The 16,933-nt window shown below is 50.2% G+C and carries 12 protein-coding genes; 9 read left to right on the forward strand and 3 right to left on the reverse strand.

What is annotated here, in order from left to right; genetic code table 11:
- Positions 1-264 precede the first annotated feature (264 nt).
- From B2Q61_RS01600 to B2Q61_RS01620, 5 genes are all read left to right on the forward strand, one after another.
- The gene (locus tag B2Q61_RS01600) at positions 265-1,623 is read left to right on the forward strand and encodes an MATE family efflux transporter (protein ID WP_290616448.1); all 1,359 of its coding nucleotides are present in this window, start codon (positions 265-267) and stop codon (positions 1,621-1,623) included.
- Positions 1,620-3,623 (forward strand): excinuclease ABC subunit UvrB, encoded by a 2,004-nt coding sequence (gene uvrB, locus B2Q61_RS01605; protein ID WP_290616446.1) that lies wholly within the window; start codon positions 1,620-1,622, stop codon positions 3,621-3,623. The genes B2Q61_RS01600 and uvrB overlap by 4 nt, the downstream gene beginning before the upstream one ends.
- A 94-nt stretch (positions 3,624-3,717) precedes the next feature.
- Positions 3,718-4,806 carry an efflux RND transporter periplasmic adaptor subunit gene (locus tag B2Q61_RS01610; RefSeq protein WP_290616444.1) on the forward strand — a complete coding sequence of 363 codons (1,089 nt, stop codon included), beginning with the start codon at positions 3,718-3,720 and terminating at the stop codon, positions 4,804-4,806.
- Between the two features lie 2 nt (positions 4,807-4,808).
- Positions 4,809-7,883, forward strand: a complete 3,075-nt coding sequence (locus tag B2Q61_RS01615) for an efflux RND transporter permease subunit (protein WP_290616442.1) — start codon at positions 4,809-4,811, stop codon at positions 7,881-7,883.
- A 182-nt stretch (positions 7,884-8,065) separates the two neighbouring features.
- Positions 8,066-8,500 carry a CopD family protein gene (locus B2Q61_RS01620; RefSeq protein WP_290616440.1) on the forward strand — a complete coding sequence of 145 codons (435 nt, stop codon included), beginning with the start codon at positions 8,066-8,068 and terminating at the stop codon, positions 8,498-8,500.
- Between the two features lie 53 nt (positions 8,501-8,553).
- Here B2Q61_RS01620 and B2Q61_RS01625 read toward each other — a convergent pair whose 3' ends face one another.
- The gene (locus tag B2Q61_RS01625; protein WP_290616438.1) at positions 8,554-9,033 is read right to left on the reverse strand and encodes a DUF2231 domain-containing protein; all 480 of its coding nucleotides are present in this window, start codon (positions 9,031-9,033) and stop codon (positions 8,554-8,556) included.
- Positions 9,034-9,105: 72 nt separating this feature from the next.
- Between B2Q61_RS01625 and coxB the strand changes: the two genes are divergently transcribed.
- From coxB to B2Q61_RS01645, 4 genes are read left to right on the forward strand one after another with little or no spacing between them, the layout of a single operon-like run.
- Entirely contained in the window at positions 9,106-9,786 is a 681-nt protein-coding gene (gene coxB, locus B2Q61_RS01630; protein ID WP_290616436.1) for a cytochrome c oxidase subunit II, read from the forward strand.
- Positions 9,779-12,301: a cytochrome c oxidase subunit I gene (ctaD, locus tag B2Q61_RS01635; RefSeq protein WP_290616434.1), complete on the forward strand. Its 2,523-nt coding sequence runs from the start codon at positions 9,779-9,781 to the stop codon at positions 12,299-12,301. The genes coxB and ctaD overlap by 8 nt, the downstream gene beginning before the upstream one ends.
- Positions 12,298-12,669, forward strand: coding sequence for a hypothetical protein (locus B2Q61_RS01640; protein WP_290616432.1), 372 nt, complete (start codon positions 12,298-12,300; stop codon positions 12,667-12,669). Before ctaD ends, B2Q61_RS01640 begins: the two co-directional genes overlap by 4 nt.
- Positions 12,660-13,484, forward strand: a complete 825-nt coding sequence (locus tag B2Q61_RS01645; protein WP_290616430.1) for a cytochrome c oxidase assembly protein — start codon at positions 12,660-12,662, stop codon at positions 13,482-13,484. The genes B2Q61_RS01640 and B2Q61_RS01645 overlap by 10 nt, the downstream gene beginning before the upstream one ends.
- Before the next feature lie 45 nt (positions 13,485-13,529).
- On the opposite strand, the gene B2Q61_RS01650 is transcribed toward B2Q61_RS01645, so the two are convergent.
- Both B2Q61_RS01650 and B2Q61_RS01655 read right to left on the reverse strand, forming a co-directional pair.
- On the reverse strand, positions 13,530-14,408 hold the full coding sequence (locus B2Q61_RS01650) for a transglutaminase family protein (protein ID WP_290616428.1): 879 nt from the start codon (positions 14,406-14,408) through the stop codon (positions 13,530-13,532).
- A 1-nt stretch (position 14,409) separates the two neighbouring features.
- The gene (locus tag B2Q61_RS01655) at positions 14,410-16,869 is read right to left on the reverse strand and encodes a circularly permuted type 2 ATP-grasp protein (protein WP_290616426.1); all 2,460 of its coding nucleotides are present in this window, start codon (positions 16,867-16,869) and stop codon (positions 14,410-14,412) included.
- Between the last annotated feature and the right edge of the window lie 64 nt (positions 16,870-16,933).

The raw sequence follows: 16,933 nt of genomic DNA on the forward strand, positions 1-16,933 counted from the left end.
CCTTGCAAGGGGGTCAAGCTGCAAAGTGAAAAAAATAATAGCCATTTAAAACAACAAGATGCAAATATTGCCCCGGTCGGGGGTTTCCCGCTAATTTATCCAAAGTGGCACAAATTAAGCAGGGGGCGAATTGTGAACTATTCAGTGCACAGCAGGGTTTATCGGGCGGTGTTTTTACTAATGCCACGCTTTTTAAGGCTTTACCATGGTATGGGGCAACGCTTTTCACTACAATAGCCACTTCTTTTCCAGCAGGCCGGATGTATGAGTAACCAGGCGCCGCCAGCCAATCAGATTTTACAGGGCAGTATTGGAACTACGCTGCGTAAGATGACGATACCGGTCCTTGCGGGCATGTTAACCCTGATGACCTTTAATCTGGTCGATACTTTTTTTATCAGTATGTTGGGCACTACACCGCTTGCGGCAATAAGTTTTACTTTCCCCGTCACCTTTACGGTGATAAGCCTGGCCATCGGCCTGAGCATTGGTACGTCAGCTATTATTGCTAAAGCACTGGGTGCCGGCCACAACAAGGAAGCACAAGCAGATTCGCTGGCGGCCTTGTGGCTCGCCACGTACTTAGTCTTGGCGCTCAGTTTGCTGGGAATGGCACTGATTAAACCCTTATTCAGCTTGCTGGGTGCTGAAGAGAACACCTTAGGTTATATTCAGGATTATATGCTGATCTGGTTTGCCGGCGCGGTATTGCTGGTGATGCCTATGGTGGGTAATGCGGTGCTGCGGGCATCGGGTGATACCAAAACACCCAGTTTAATTATGGCCAGCGGCGGTATTGTTAACGCCATCCTCGACCCCATTTTCATTTTTGGCATCGGCCCGGTCCCGGCCATGGGTATGCAAGGCGCAGCCTTAGCCTCAGTAATGTCATGGGCACTGGGCTGTGGCCTGATAATCTGGCTACTATTTAAACGGGGACTATTGGTTGCCCTGTGGCAACCCTTCAGAGTGGCCATCCCCATCTATCGTAAGATCCTCAGAATTGGCATGCCAGCAGCGGGAGCCAATATGTTAACGCCATTGGCAATGGCTATTTTAACCGCGATTATGGCAAGCTATGGCGCTGCTGCCGTGGCTGCGTTTGGGGTTGGGATCAGGTTGGAAAGTCTGGCTTCTTTGGTGGTGCTGGCATTATCGATGACCTTACCACCTTTTATCAGTCAGAACTTTGGAGCTGATAAGTTGCAACGCGTACAACAGGCATACCAGCTAACCACATTTTTTATTCTGCGCTGGCAGTTTGCTGTTTATATACTGCTGGCGCTGCTGGCCTGGCCCATTGCCGCTATCTTTACTGAAGATGCTGACGTTGCTCAATATATTCGCTGGTTTTTATGGATAGTGCCATTGGCCTATGGTTTGCAAGGCATAACAATACTGACCAACTCTTCGTTTAATGCCCTGCATTTACCGGTTAATGCGCTATGGCTTAGTTTAATCCGGTTATTTATTTTTTATGTGCCGCTGGCTTGGGCTGGCGGTAAACTATTTGGCGTGGTCGGCGTATTCGCCGGTTGTGTTATCGCTAATGTTTTTACTGCGGCCATTGCCTACAACTGGTTTAACCGGGTCAGTTTATTTAAATTAAAGGAGTCTGTATGAGCCGAGCATTTGAATTGGTATCGGATTACCAGCCTGCTGGCGATCAGCCCGAAGCCATTGTTAAACTGGTTGATGGTCTGGAGTCGGGACTGGCGCATCAGACGTTGCTTGGAGTAACCGGTTCAGGTAAAACCTTTACGATGGCTAACGTGATTGCAAAGGTGAACCGGCCAACCCTGATCATGGCACATAACAAAACCCTGGCCGCTCAACTTTATGGCGAGATGAAAGAGTTTTTTCCTAATAACTCGGTAGAGTATTTCGTGTCGTACTACGATTACTATCAACCTGAGGCCTACGTTCCCTCGACGGACACTTTTATTGAGAAAGACGCCTCTATTAACGAACACATCGAACAAATGCGCCTGTCGGCCACCAAAGCCTTGATGGAACGCCGTGATGTGGTGATTATCGCCTCGGTATCAGCTATTTATGGTTTGGGTGATCCTGAATCCTATATGAAAATGTTGTTACATTTAAAAGTAGGGGATATTGTCGATCAGCGTTTTATTCTGCGTCGGCTGGCCGAACTGCAATACAGCCGCAACGATATCGAGTTTCAGCGCGCGACCTATCGGGTTAGAGGCGATGTTATTGATATTTTCCCGGCAGAGTCTGATGAAATGGCAGTACGGGTTGAGCTGTTTGATGAGGAAATAGAGAGAATCAGCATTTTCGATCCCTTGACCGGTGCAGTAGAGCAGGTGGTAACCCGTTATACGATTTATCCGAAAACCCACTATGTCACGCCACGGGAAAAAATTCTGGCTGCGGTTGAGAATATTAAAATCGAGCTGGCATCCCGTCGTGCTGATTTACTCAGTAACAATAAGTTGCTGGAGGAACAACGGATAGCTCAGCGAACTCAGTTTGATATAGAAATGATGGTAGAGCTGGGGTATTGCTCAGGTATTGAAAATTATTCCCGCTATTTATCGGGCCGGGCTAATGGCGAACCACCGCCAACCCTGCTGGAGTACTTTCCGGCTGATGGTCTGATGTTTATCGATGAGTCGCACGTGACGGTGTCTCAAATAGGGGCGATGTATAAAGGGGACCGTTCCCGCAAAGAAAACCTGGTTAACTATGGTTTCAGGTTGCCCTCAGCGCTGGACAACCGACCGTTAAAATTTGAAGAGTTCGAAGCCATTGCGCCACAACGCATTTATGTATCGGCTACCCCGGCAAAATACGAGCTGGAAAAGTCTGGTGGCGAAGTTATAGAGCAGGTAGTCAGGCCCACCGGTTTAGTCGATCCGGTAATAGAAATACGGCCGGTTGCCACTCAGGTCGACGATTTAATGTCAGAAGCACTGGCCCGGGCAGAATTGGGTGAGCGGGTTCTGGTGACCACGCTGACCAAAAAAATGGCTGAAGATCTCACCGAATATCTTAATGACCATCAAATCCGGGTACGCTACCTGCATTCAGACATTGATACGGTAGAGCGAATGGAGATCATCCGTGATTTACGATTGGGGGTTTTTGATGTGCTGGTCGGCATTAATTTACTGCGTGAAGGCCTGGATATCCCGGAAGTATCTTTGGTGGCCATTCTGGATGCAGATAAAGAAGGTTTTTTGCGTTCAGACCGTTCACTGATCCAAACCATGGGCCGTGCCGCACGTAACCTCAAAGGCAAAGCGATTTTGTATGCCGATCGGATCACCGGCTCAATGCAGCGAGCTATTGATGAAACGGAGCGTCGTCGCGCTAAGCAGATAGCACATAATATTGAGCAAGGTATCGAACCCACCGCTATTCGCAAACGCATTTCAGATGTTATGGATTTAGGCCAGGCACCTACTGCCCCAACGGCACTGCGCAAAGTTGCGGAGCAAGTTAAGCTGATTAAAGGTAAAACGCCGTATCAGCTGCAGGCACAAATAAAACAACTTGAACAGAGAATGATGCAGCATGCCAAAGATCTGGAATTTGAGCAGGCGGCAGCGCTGCGTGATGAATTACATCAGTTAAAACAGGCTTTACTGGAAATTTAAATCAGAGCCAAAAAAATGGCTGTCATCAAGCTGATTTTGATGTTTAATAGCCGTTACTGGTCGGATGTGCCTTGACAGATTCAGGATGATTACTATGCCGCGTTTATTAAGATTTTTACTATTGGTTTGTTCAGGGATTGCGCTCTTTGGCTGCAGCGAACCTGTACCTGAAGCGACAGAGCCACTGATCAGACCGGTGAAGCTGCATCTGGTGGGCAGTGACTCAGGCGCAGCAGTGCGTCAGTTTCCTGCGATAGTAGAACCGACAGTACGAGCTAATTTAACCTTCAGGGTGGGGGGCAAACTGGTACAGCTGATGGCCAGGCCAGGCCAGCAAGTGCAACAGGGCGAACTGCTGGCCCAGCTGGACGATACCGATTTTAAGTTAAAGTTGGATCAGGCACGTGCCCGCTATGAGCTTGCCCAGACTCAGTTTGTCCGTGCTGAGCAGCTTATTGCGCAAAAACTGGTCTCTCAGGCGGTATTTGATGAATCGAAAGCGCAGTTACAGGTAGCTCAGGCCGATTTATCCGCCGCAGAAACGGCGTTAAGTTACACCCGCTTACAGGCTCCTTTTGCCGGTATAATTTCCCGCTTACTGGTAGAAAATCATGAAAACATCGCGGCGCAGCAACCTATTATGGAGCTACAGGTCCGGGATCAGGTGGATGTGGTCATTCAGGTACCGGAAGATGTGATTTCTAATGTACGAAAAGATTTCGATTATCAGCCGGAAGTGGTTTTTGATTCGCATCCCATGTACCGTTACCGGGCTCGTATCAGGGAGTGGGATACCCGGGCCGACCCTGCTACCAATAGTTTTAAAGTGGTGTTCAGTATGGCGACGCCAACTGAATTTAATGTGTTATCAGGCATGACGGCCAATGTGATTGCCGAAGTCAGCAAAATTAATGCCGCCTATGTCGATGCATTATTTATCCCCGCCAGCGCTATTTTTATGCCGGATGATACCGCGCTTAGCAGCCAACACAGTTTTGTCTGGATATATAACCCGGCACAGGGCATGGTGAAGCGGCGACAGGTTACTGTCAGCAGTTTAACCAGTGCCGGTGCTGCTATTACTGCCGGACTTAGCGCCGGGGAACAGATTGTCAGTGCAGGCGTCCAGCACCTTAGTGAAGGGCAGCAGGTAAGGCCCTGGGTGCGTGAGCGGGGGCTGTAAGCATGGATATCGCCCGCTATTTTATCCGGTATCGCACCTCATCCTGGTTGTTCGCGGCAATATTATTATTTGCTGGCATCGTGTCTTACCTGGGCCTTGGCCGGCTGGAAGATCCCCAGTTTACTTTAAAGCAAGCGCTGATCATTACCCAGTATCCCGGAGCATCGCCGGTGCAGGTGGAAGAGGAAGTCAGTTATCCGCTGGAAAACGCTATTCAGCAGTTGCCATATGTTAATCATGTCAGCTCGGTATCGTCTGCCGGTTTATCCCAATTAATGGTAGAAATGAAAGACACCTACCGGGCGCAGGAATTGAAACAAATCTGGGATGAACTGCGCCACAAAGTAAATGATTTACAACCACAATTGCCTCCCGGGGTAAAAAGCCCGCAGATTAAGGATGATTTCGGCGACGTTTATGGGATTTTGTACGCAATAAGTGGTGAGGGTTACCAGGCCGATGAACTGCGGGACTACGTTGATTTTTTACGCCGGGAGCTGGTGCTGGTGCCCAGTGTTGGCAAGGTGGCTGTTGGCGGCGTGCAACAAGAGCAGGTTATTGTCGAAATTTCCCGACCGCGATTAACCGCGCTTGGTATTGCGCCGCAAACGCTGTCAGCGTTGCTGCAAAGCCAGAACATGGTTGCCAACGCAGGTTCCATCAAAGTCGGGCCGGACCGGTTACGCATTTATCCAACCGGCGAATTTCAATCGGTCGCTGAGCTTGAGAGTCTGATTATTTCCAGCCCGGATTCAAAAGAACTGATCTATCTGGGGGATGTGGCCAGGGTTTATCGGGAGAACGCTGAAGTACCTCAGCAGCTTATCCGTTTTAACGGTGAAAATGCTCTGACTCTTGGCGTGGCATTTTCTGCCGGCGTCAATGTGGTCGAGGCTGGCAATCAGGTCAAGCAACGTCTGGCGGAGCTGGAATACAACCGGCCCGTCGGGATAACCTTAAACACCATCTACAATCAGCCTGATGAAGTGGCCAGTTCGGTAAGCGGTTTTATTATAAACCTGGCTGCTGCCGTGGTTATTGTGATCCTGGTATTGCTGCTATTTATGGGGTTACGCAGCGGTATTCTGATTGGGGTCATTTTGCTACTGACGGTGCTCGGTACCTTTATTTTTATGCAGCAAATGAATATTGAGCTGCAGCGAGTATCGCTGGGCGCATTAATCATTGCGCTGGGCATGCTGGTCGATAATGCGATTGTCATTACTGAAGGTATTTTAATTGGCATGCAGCGCAGATTAAAACTGGCAGACGCCGCCAGTTTAATTGTGAAACAAACGCAGTGGCCGTTGCTAGGCGCTACGGTTATTGCCATCGCGGCGTTTGCGCCGATAGGCTTGTCCAGTGATGCTACAGGGGAATTCGCCGGTAGTTTATTCTGGGTTTTACTGGTGTCATTATTATTAAGCTGGGTTACTGCAATCACCCTGACGCCCTTTTTTGCCAGCATTCTGTTTAAAGACAATATTCAGCACGAAAATGAGCAGCCAGAGCAGCTTTATCAGGGCGTGGTGTTCAGTGTATATCGCAAAACGTTATTTTTCGCCCTGCGCCACCGCATGGTAACCTATCTGCTGACCGCGGGGATGCTGGTGGCTGCCGTAATTGGGTTTGGCAACGTTAAGCAGGTATTTTTCCCCCCGTCTAATACGCCTATATTTATGGTCGACTTATGGCAGCCTGAAGGCACCGATATTCGCCATGCCAGTGAAGACGCGGTGCAGCTGATGAATTATCTAACCTCACTAAATGGGGTAAGCCATGTCACCAGCACCAGTGGTCGGGGGGCAGAGCGCTTCATGTTGACTTATCAACCCGAGAAAAATTTTGCCGCCTACAGCCAGTTGATTATCCGGGCGGATCAACGCGAGCAGTTGCCACAATTAATGCAGCAAACCCGGCAATACATTACAGAACAGCTGCCACGGCTACAGTATAAGTTACTGCAATTGGAAGTCGGGCCATCGACCCCGGCAAAAATAGAGGCCCGTTTCAGTGGCGCGGATCCTGACGTATTACGAACACTGGCACAGCAGGCAAAAGCGATTTTAAATGCAGATGGCCAGGCTGTCAGTGTCAGGGACAACTGGCGGCAGCGCGCTAAGGTGATCCGCCCTCGCTTTAATGAAGCCATGGCCCGGCGCGCCGGGATCAGTAAGCAGGATATCGATGAGGTATTGCTTACCAGTATGGCGGGACGTACCGTTGGTATATATCGGGACGGCACGCACTTACTGCCTATTGTCGCCCGCTCTCCGCTGGCTGAGCGCGATAATCTGGATGCGTTATACGATTTACAGGTATACAGCAACAAACTGCAGCGGTATGTGCCCATCACCCAGGTGGTTACCGGTTTCGATCTGGTATGGGAAGATGCTCAGATTCAGCGACGAGACCGTAAGCGCACTATTACCGTCATGGCCGACAACGACAATTTGTCGGATGACACTGCTTCCGCCTTGCAGGCCAGAGTCAAGGCAGACATCGAAGCCATTGAGCTGCCAACAGGCTATTTTCTCAGCTGGGGCGGAGAATATGAAGCACAACAAAAAGCACAACACGCGTTATTCAGTTCGTTGCCGCTGGGTTATCTGATGATGTTTGTGGTGACCGTGCTGTTGTTTAATTCTCTGCGCAGTGCCCTGGTAATTTGGGCATGCGTGCCACTGGCGATTATTGGTGTCAGTTTTGGTTTGGTCCTGTTAGATGCCCCCTTTGGTTTTATTGCCCTGCTGGGTTTTTTAAGCTTGTCAGGCATGCTTATCAAAAACTGCATTGTGCTGGTTGAGCAAATCAAGCTGGAACTGTTTGAGGGCAAAGTTGCATTTGATGCCGTTTTTGACAGCGCTGTCAGCCGGGTAAGGCCGGTTTCGATGGCGGCTATTACCACAATTCTGGGAATGATCCCGTTACTAGGCGACGTGTTTTTTGCCAGTCTGGCGGTTGTTATTATGTTTGGTTTAGGTTTTGCAACATTACTGACATTGCTATTTTTACCGGTACTGTATTGCACGGTGTTTAACATTAAAACCAAACCGGCAACGGTGTTGCCCGCCTAACCGAGTATGGCCAGCAAGCGGGGGTTTGTTGCTGGCTGAGCTCATTCATTTATTTCGTTTATTTTGTCAGTTATCACAGAGCTGGAAATGTCTGCTACAGTTAATGCTATTGACTAAATTGCTCATGTATTTAACATGTTGTAACAGGTTTTCGGTTTTTCTGTGACTAACGGAATGAATAAATGGTGTGGTTGTTGTTTTTGCATATTGCCAGTCTGGTGATCTGGGCGGCGTCGCTGTGTATTTTATTAATGCTGCTGGCGCGTAAGACATCGAATTGGCCGCAAGTGGCTGGCAAGGGAGACTCGCTGGAGCGGCGATGGTTTACCGGTCTGGCCAGCCCGGCGGGACTATGCAGCATAATATCCGGCACACTGGTATTTGTGGTGCAACAGAATTTCGACCGTTGGCTGCTGCTTAAACTTACCCTGGTCACTGCCCTGGTAGCCTGTCATGTTGTCGCCGGTTTGCTTATTCTTTATCGTAAACGGCCGCAAAGTAGCAGTGTTAGCGGCAAATGTGCTGCGTTACTGTCAGTGGTGCTGTTGTTGATATTCAGCATTGTGGTGCTGGTGTTGCTAAAACCGCAGCAGGAGCAAATACCATGGTTTTTATAGCGGGCATGGTGTGTATCGCGGTCATCGTTTTTATCGCAATGATATTGCCGCTGTCAGGTGTTAGCGTCTTCTTCCAGCATATCGTCAACATTGACCCCAACCGCATACTCGTAGACCAGCCTGCCACCAAGATAGCCGGTGCCAATAATCAGCAGCCCGCTGAGCAGCGACAGATACAGTCCGCGTGGCATAATGTGCGCTGCTGGATCTGGCAGGCGCAAAATCCAGTTAAAGGTTGCCAGCGACAGCAACATTACCGCCAGCATGGCATGGCACCAGCCACTTATCAGGCGTCTGATCTGACTAACAATCAGCAAATCCATCAGTCCGGCACAACTGGCCAGCCAGCCCCCGATAGCACCCACCCCAGCGAGCCACAAACTGGCACGGGCCCAGAATGGATCGGCGCTAAAGACAAATGCCAGATCAGAGGCAACCAGGCCAATCAGCGCGGCAACCGGGAAATGAATCAGCCCGGGATGAATAGGGTGGCCAAAAATTTTAATTTGACTGTTAATGGGATCCATCGACATATCTCAGCTCCAAAACACATATATCCGGTGGCAACAACACCACGGCCTACATCTTTTCGCCACAGTGTAGCAGTGATTTGGCCGGCTATCCTGCTGTTAAGCCTGGCCGGATGCAGTGGGCCATTTTCAAGCCTTGATCCAATGGGGCCTGCAGCTGCAGAGGTGGCAATGTTATGGTGGGGCATGTTTATTGCCGCTGTTGTTGTACTGCTGGCAATGGTGCTGCTCTGGCATTATGCGATAAAACGTAAAACAGATGAACAACCGATGCGCCCCGCCAGTGGCTGGATTATCTGGGGTGGCATTGTGCTGCCTTCCGTTACTATCACGGCATTGTTGATTGCCGGTTTGCCGGTAGGACAACGGATGATGCCATTACCTGATGAAAATGCCATGCAGATTAATGTGACCGGGCATCAGTGGTATTGGCATGTTGTTTATCCTGAGCATCAGTTACAAATGACGGATGTGTTACATATACCGGTTGATACTCCGGTGCATTTGTCATTAACCAGTGCTGATGTGATTCACTCGTTTTGGGTGCCCAGGCTGGCAGTAAAATTGGATTTACTACCAGGGCGGACTAATGTACTGCGACTTGAAGCCTCGCAAGCAGGGGTATTCCGTGGCCAGTGCGCTGAGTATTGTGGTGTTGGACATGCTCATATGCAATTTACCGTTATTGCTCACAGTCAGCCCGACTTTGCCGTGTGGTTGCAGCAACGGACACAGGAGTTAACTCACGATGACTGACAACCCATCAGGCACAACGGCACAGGCAATTGGCCGTCAGTTACATCAGATCTGGGCAAATTTGCCGGGGTGGGGCAGTTTAGCGGCAGTCAATCACGGTACTATTGGCTTACGCTTTATGGTAACCGGCATGGTTTTTTTCCTGATTGGTGGTGTCCTGGCAATGCTGCTTCGCAGTCAACTTGCCTTGCCTGAGCAGCAATTGGTTTCTGCGGAAACGTATAGCCAGTTATTTAGTATGCATGGCACCGTTATGATGTTTTTGTTTGCCATTCCGGTTCTTGAAGGCCTGGCCATTTATCTGATCCCAAAGATGATAGGAGCCCGGGATCTGGTTTTTCCACGGCTGAGCGCGCTGGGTTATTACTGTTATTTATTTGGCGGTATTATTATTATGTCCAGTTTGTTGCTCGGTATTGCACCCGCTTCAGGCTGGTTTATGTATACCCCCCTTAGTAGCAGCGAGTTCGCGCCCGGACCCGGCTCAGACTTCTGGTTACTGGGCATCACCTTTGTTGAAATTTCAGCGATGTCGGCCGGCATTGAGCTGACAGTCTCCATTTTATGCAGTCGGGCCCGTGGCATGACACTAAGTCGGATGCCGCTATTTTGCTGGTATATTCTGGTGATGGCGTTGATGATAGTATTCGGTTTTCCGCCACTAATTCTGGCCAGTATTCTGCTGGAGCTGGAGCGCGCTGCCGGTATGCCGTTTTTCACCGTCGCTGCCGGTGGTGATCCATTATTATGGCAGCACCTGTTCTGGCTGTTCGGTCATCCTGAGGTTTACATTATATTTCTGCCGGCAGCAGGTATTGTCTCAACTCTAATCCCCGTATTCAGTGGCCGGCCAATTGTCGGCTACCGTTGGATCGTCATTGCGGTAATTCTAACCGGTTTTATCAGTTTTGGACTCTGGGTGCACCACATGTTCACCGTGGGAATTCCCCAGCTGGCGCAAGCCTTCTTTTCAATAGCCAGTATGCTGGTGGCAATACCTACGGCAATTCAGGTGTTCGCCTGGCTGGCAACCTTATGGCGCGGTAAGGTTGTGTTCCGCCTGCCAATGTTATGGATAAGCGGTTTTCTGGTGATATTTGTTTGCGGCGGCCTGACTGGAGTAATGCTGGCGCTGGTACCCTTTAACTGGCAGGTGCATGATACTCATTTTGTAGTAGCGCATATGCATTATGTGCTGGTAGGGGGGATGTTCTTTCCCCTTATCGCGGGTTTGTACTACTGGCTGCCATTAGTCTCGGGCCGGATGCCGTCAGCGGTGATTGGTCGCTGGGGTTTCTGGTTAACCTTTACTGGCTTTAATCTGACCTTTTTACTGATGCACCTTACTGGCTTACTCGGTATGCCGCGGCGGATTTATACTTATGAAGCCGGCGTGGGCTGGGATGGTTTAAATCTGTTGTCATCAATTGGCGGTTTTGTTATGGCCATCGGTGTCGCGTTAGTGCTGCTGGATTTACTACTGCACTTTTGGTTTGGTAAGCGTGCCACGGCAAACCCCTGGCAGGCCGATACGCTGGAATGGGCATTAGAAATGCCACCGGCGCAGTATAATTTTGTCAGCTTACCCGAAGTAGCCAGCCGGGAGCCGCTGTGGCAAAACCCAAACCTTGCCAGGCGTATTGCGGCTGCTCAGGAAGGCCTGGCGGATACCAGCCGGGGTAAACGGGAAACGTATGGCACCTCTGCCATCAGCGCTCAGCCGGAAAAAATATTACAGTTACCCGGTAATTCCTGGTGGCCACTGGCCAGTGCGCTATTGCTGGCACTGATGTGTATCAGCTTACTGTGCCGCTGGTACGAACTGGCCCTATTGGCGTTTGCCATAACGGTTATCGCGCTGTTGTGTTGGGGATGGGAAAATGGCGGGCATCCGAAAGCTGCAGGGCTATCAGAGGCCAACTCGCCGGAATTACCGCTGGAAGTACAAACGCTTGATGGCCCTGGGCGCTGGGGCATGATTGTAACCTTACTGGCCAACGGTGCCTTGTATATGTCGTTGCTGTTTGGCTGGTTCTATTTATGGACAGCCGCCCCGCAATGGTCAGCGCCCGCCCACGGACCTTTACCGTTTTGGTTGTTAGTAGTGGCGGGTTTGCCAGTAACCCTGACAGTGTGGTTGTTTCAGCGCTTGTGTCGGCGTTTGGCCAAGGGTAATACCAGGCACCTGGCATCTGGTTTGTGGTTAAGTGCCGGTCTCGGTTTGAGTCATTTTGTCATAGTAACGACGTTGTTTATCAAGGCACCTCTGGCGTATACCAGCAGTGCTCATGATGCGGTGCTACTGGTTATTCTGCTTTATTTGCTCGGCCATAGCGCCCTGGCCACGGTATTGACGGCGTTACAGGCGCTCAGGGTAAAGCGTGGTTATGTTGGCGCCGCCTTGCCTTATGAACCACAGGTTATAACACCATTGTGGTGCTACTATCTGGTGGTTTACTGGCTTAGCATCGCTTTGTTTTTTTTGCTTCCGCTGGGGTGGGGAGAGGTACTGTGATCAAATTTAGCTGGTTTGCCCCGGGTCATCCGGCACAACTTGCAATCGGTCTGATGATTTGGAGCATCTGGTTTATTGCCATGTATGCCGGATTGTCGGTGGTGTGCCAGCTGACGCCCCCAGCAAAGCAGCAAAGTGCCGATAGCTGGCTAAATATCGGCTTAGCGGCGTTTAGTGTGGTGGTGATCCTGTTGTTGTTAGCGCTTGCCTGGCGCAGTGGCCGTTATTGCGCAGCACAACATCAGCGTAATCACAGCAACGCTGTTAACCGATTTGTTGGTTACGTCAGCACCATATTGTATCTGGCAGCCGCAGTGGCTACGTTAGCGGGCGGTTTGCCGGTTCTGGTATTTGCGCCATGCGCCTGAGATGCCCTCGCAACATAGCAAAAACCGCATTGTTATGGCTCAGTTTCGCCAGTTGGCCGTCGCACGCGCATAGTCCACTGCAAAGTGATGGCGCCAGTTATTGGGCTGCACTGCTGACGGTGATTATGCTGGGAATATTCTGGTTGTTGTATAGTGTTGGTTCGCTGCTGCGCTCGCCATCCCTATCGAAGGCATTATTGTTCCACAGTAGTGTGCTGCTTTGCGCGTTTGCTGTACTTGGTCCGCTGGATGAGTGGGCTGAAACCAGTGCCAGTGCTCATATGTTGCAGCATATGTTGTTTATGGTTGTTATTCCGCCAATGTGGGCATTAAGCGTGCCGTTGCCGCAATTTGCTGCCGCGACCGGCCATTGGGGCAGGGCGTTGTGGCAGCCTTTACTAAAAATCGCGGCCTATCCGTTAAGCCTGGCTTATCTGCATGCTGTTATGGTCTGGTTCTGGCACACCCCTCGTTTTTATGTGCTGGCACTGGAGCATCCCTGGTGGCATGTGGTGGAACATATTTGCTTTATTGTTACTGCCGCTTTGCTGTGGTGGTCAATTCTCAATTGCAACGAACGCAATCGTAGCTGGGCGTTGCTGGCCTTGCTTTTTACGCTGATGCAAACAGGTTTTCTCGGTGCCATACTGACATTTGCAGATAGCCTTTTATACTATCCGACGCATCAATTGGCAGATCAACAACTGGCCGGTTTGCTAATGTGGGTACCGGGTGGCTTGCCTTATCTATTAGCTGCTGCCTGGCTGGGCTATTGTTGGTTAAATAGTGTCGCTGCCAATCATAAGCAAAGCTAAGTTTACTATGCTGTTAATTTCCAGTTCTAGTGGCGGGTGGTTAGGTTAATCCAGTGGAGCAACATCAACAGCTACCGTAAGGGTGTGCTCACCACTGCCCTGCAGTAAACCCTTCAATGGCACCACATCGGCATAATCCCGGCCAAAAGCGACAGTAAGGTGTTGCTCATCAGCTAACAGGTTGTTTGTCGGGTCAAAGTCTACCCAGCCGAGCACCGGGTCAAAAACGGCAAACCAGGCGTGGGAGGCATCAGCCCCTACCAGGCGTGGTTGTCCCTCCGGAGGCCGTGTCTCCAGATAACCACTGACATAACGCGCCGGAACGCCAATACTACGCATGCAGGCTATGGCCAGTTGCGCAAAATCCTGACACACCCCTCGTTTATGCCTTATTACTTCACTTAGCGGCGTTACTACGGTGCTGAACTCCGGATCATATTGAAATTCTTTGAAAATCAGCTGATTGATCGTCTGGGCTAGCTGCAAAATATTTTGATTGTCGCCAAGCAATGGGGTCATGAGTGCTCTGGCTTCTGGCAATAGCGGGATCAGCCGACTGGCATTGTTACAAAGTCTTGCCTGCAATGTGGCGGTATCGCGCTGGCTCGCCAGATGCTGCTGCAATTGAGCTAGGCTGGCACCATCCTGAATTTTCAGTATATTGTCCCGGCGCTGCACCCTGACAATACTGTTAGCTGTTACTGCAAGTTGCAGATGGGGGCTTTGCAGATGAATAAAATGCTGAGTGTTGCCAAAATAATCAGTTCGTTGCTGCACTTCAGAGGGGGTGGGCTCAACATCAATCTGGGTTTGCTCAACCTGTTGATACGCCAATTGACGTGGTGTCAGGCACGCCAGGTTATAACTGTTGGCTACCGGCTGCGGGTAGCTGTACTGAGTAAGATGGCGCAGATTATATCTCATTTCAGAAACGCTGCCATTGGTTATGGGTATCGATATGACTGAAATACGACAAGGTAATTGAGTCTGATAGCTGGCGCAGCCGTAATTGCAGTTGTAACAGCAAGTGACTGAGTTCCAGGGCAGGTTGCTGCAATTGATCAAAAAGCTGCTGCGGATCGGTTTGTTGCAGGATTGCCAGCAGTTCGTTGGCTAACTGACTTTCATTGCCTTGTTGCATGCTGCTGCCGCCCGACAACTGCTGGGGCGGTAATTTTTTAATCTGATGTAATAGCACTGTGCACTGATAGCCTACCGAGCGCGGTGTGCTGTCATCAAGTAACAGCAGATCAATAATAGGTACGGGGTGCAGGGCACTATGATAGCGACGACGGTAAGTTAACAGGGTGTCGGCCATACGCAGCAGCGCTTCAAGTAAACTGGTGGATGCGCTGGTTTGACAGAACACAGAATGTAACAAACCACAGGTTTGCAACGCCCGCTCCAGGTGCTGGCCCAGATCCATAAATCGTAAACTGTGGCTGCGGGTCATGGTTTCGCTGTTAATACCATAAATTGCCGTTTGCAATAAGATAATTTCATCAAGAGTGCGTAGCAATAATGCAGGTTGTTGCCAGTCTGGTTTAATCGGCCAACTATAGACTGCACTTTGCAGTCTGTCTAAAACATACCAGGTGTCTTCGCCAAAGTACTCCCGCACGGATTGTGCGTTAAATAACAGATTCTTCAGTACCGCCACCAGCCCTTGCGGATTGCTATCAGAAAATAATGGCTCCAGCAGTAGTTCGACACTGGCGTCAGGATTGGGATCAGCGCCATTGGCCTGCAGGCAAAACTGTAGTAACGCCCTGGCATCGTGTTGCCCCTGCACCGGGTCATCGCCACTGAGCAAGGGTAACGCTGCACGCAATGCCCGGCAAATCAGATTTAACCGTTCGTTATAGCGACCGAGCCAGAATAAATGATCCGCTACTCTGCTCGATAACAAACCGGCCTGACGCGATAAGGTAATGGTGTTATTGGCGCTCTGTAATAAACTGCTGCTGTGAGCTTTTTCTGCCAGCACCCAGACATCCTTGGCATTAAACTGCTGGTTAAAGCCTTGTAATAACTCGGTTTGCAAGATTAACGGATCACAAGCCGTGCGACCAAGTGCGCCCGGCAGTACCGACACAGTGTGCTGATGATCAAGCAAACTAAACAGACGCAAGGCCCCGGCTTGTGACTCTGAGCTGCCATTTATCGTGCGACATGGCAACTGACTTAACGGCAACATCTCCCTGGCAATATACGCATGAGGTTGTTGTTCAACTTGCTGCCAGCAGGCTGCCAGCGCTTCATCATTTAACTGCTGCAACACATATTGCCGGTCACTGGCAATATGCTGAATACAATAGTGGTGCGGTTGCTGTTGTATTCGGTTTAATGCGTCGCTTTCGCCACACCATAAAGCGTTAACACTGGCAAGCTGCAGCGGTTCAGCCAGCAGAAACTGACATGCGTCTGCCATAAAAGGTAACAACACTCCGGATTCGAGCAATGCGCTGCCAGGCGGGTTGGCGCAAAACAGCTGACCCTGACGGATACCTTGCAACATGCCGGCACAACCACTGCTGACAGGCTCCAGCTCCAGTGGGTCGCAGCTTTTGTCGTCAAGGTAGCGCAGTACGCCATGAATAGGTTGTAGGCCACTTAATGTTTTCAGCCACAACTTGCCGCTCTTAAACATTAAATCTGCACCATGCACCAGGGCAATATCCAGATAGTTAGCCAGAAAAGCATGTTCAAAGTACGCTGTGTCGCGTTTTTGGTGGGTAAGTAACGCAGCCAGCTGCTGCTGATCACTGCTTTGGGCCGGTTGTTGCAGCAACTGCTGCAATTGGCGGAAAAAACCGGCTAACTGAGTTTTTTTAATCTGGTGGTTCAGCTCAGTGGTGGTATTGTTAAATGCCAGCCGGTGTTCCAGCACGTGACCCAGTCCTGCCGGTGCCCGGCTGACGTCATTGTAAACGCAAAAGCTGCCATCGCCATTACGGCCGACATCACAGGCAAACATAGATAACCAGGGTTGATCCTTTACCAGATCGACACAGGGCAACAGAAAATGGTCATTGAGGTAAATAACATCAGCAGGAATAATACCTTGTTGCAGCAACTTTTGCGGACCATACAGATCAGTAAGCATGGCGTTGAGCAGTCTGTGGCGCTGGCTTAATCCACTTTCCAGTGCGTGCCACTGTTCACTGGCAATCAGCCAGGGTTGCAAATCCAACTGACGTGTTGAGGTATGCCAGGGATCGACTGCAGCACCGTTCTCCCGCAGTTGGTGCTGCAACTCGTTGTGCAACTGGCTAAGCGCGACGTCGTTTTGTTGTTGCCACCATTGTTGCATTGTTTGCCACTGGGGTAGCGTCTGCCAGTGTTGTTGCTCATCGTGGCCAGGCTGCACCGGGTTTAATGACATAAGGCTCCTGTAGTACCCATCTGTTGCCAAGTGATATTACTATACTTTTTTGTCAAACTTATGT

The sequence above is a fragment of the Arsukibacterium sp. UBA5043 genome (genome assembly GCA_002415085.1).
GTDB lineage: Bacteria > Pseudomonadota > Gammaproteobacteria > Enterobacterales > Alteromonadaceae > Alishewanella.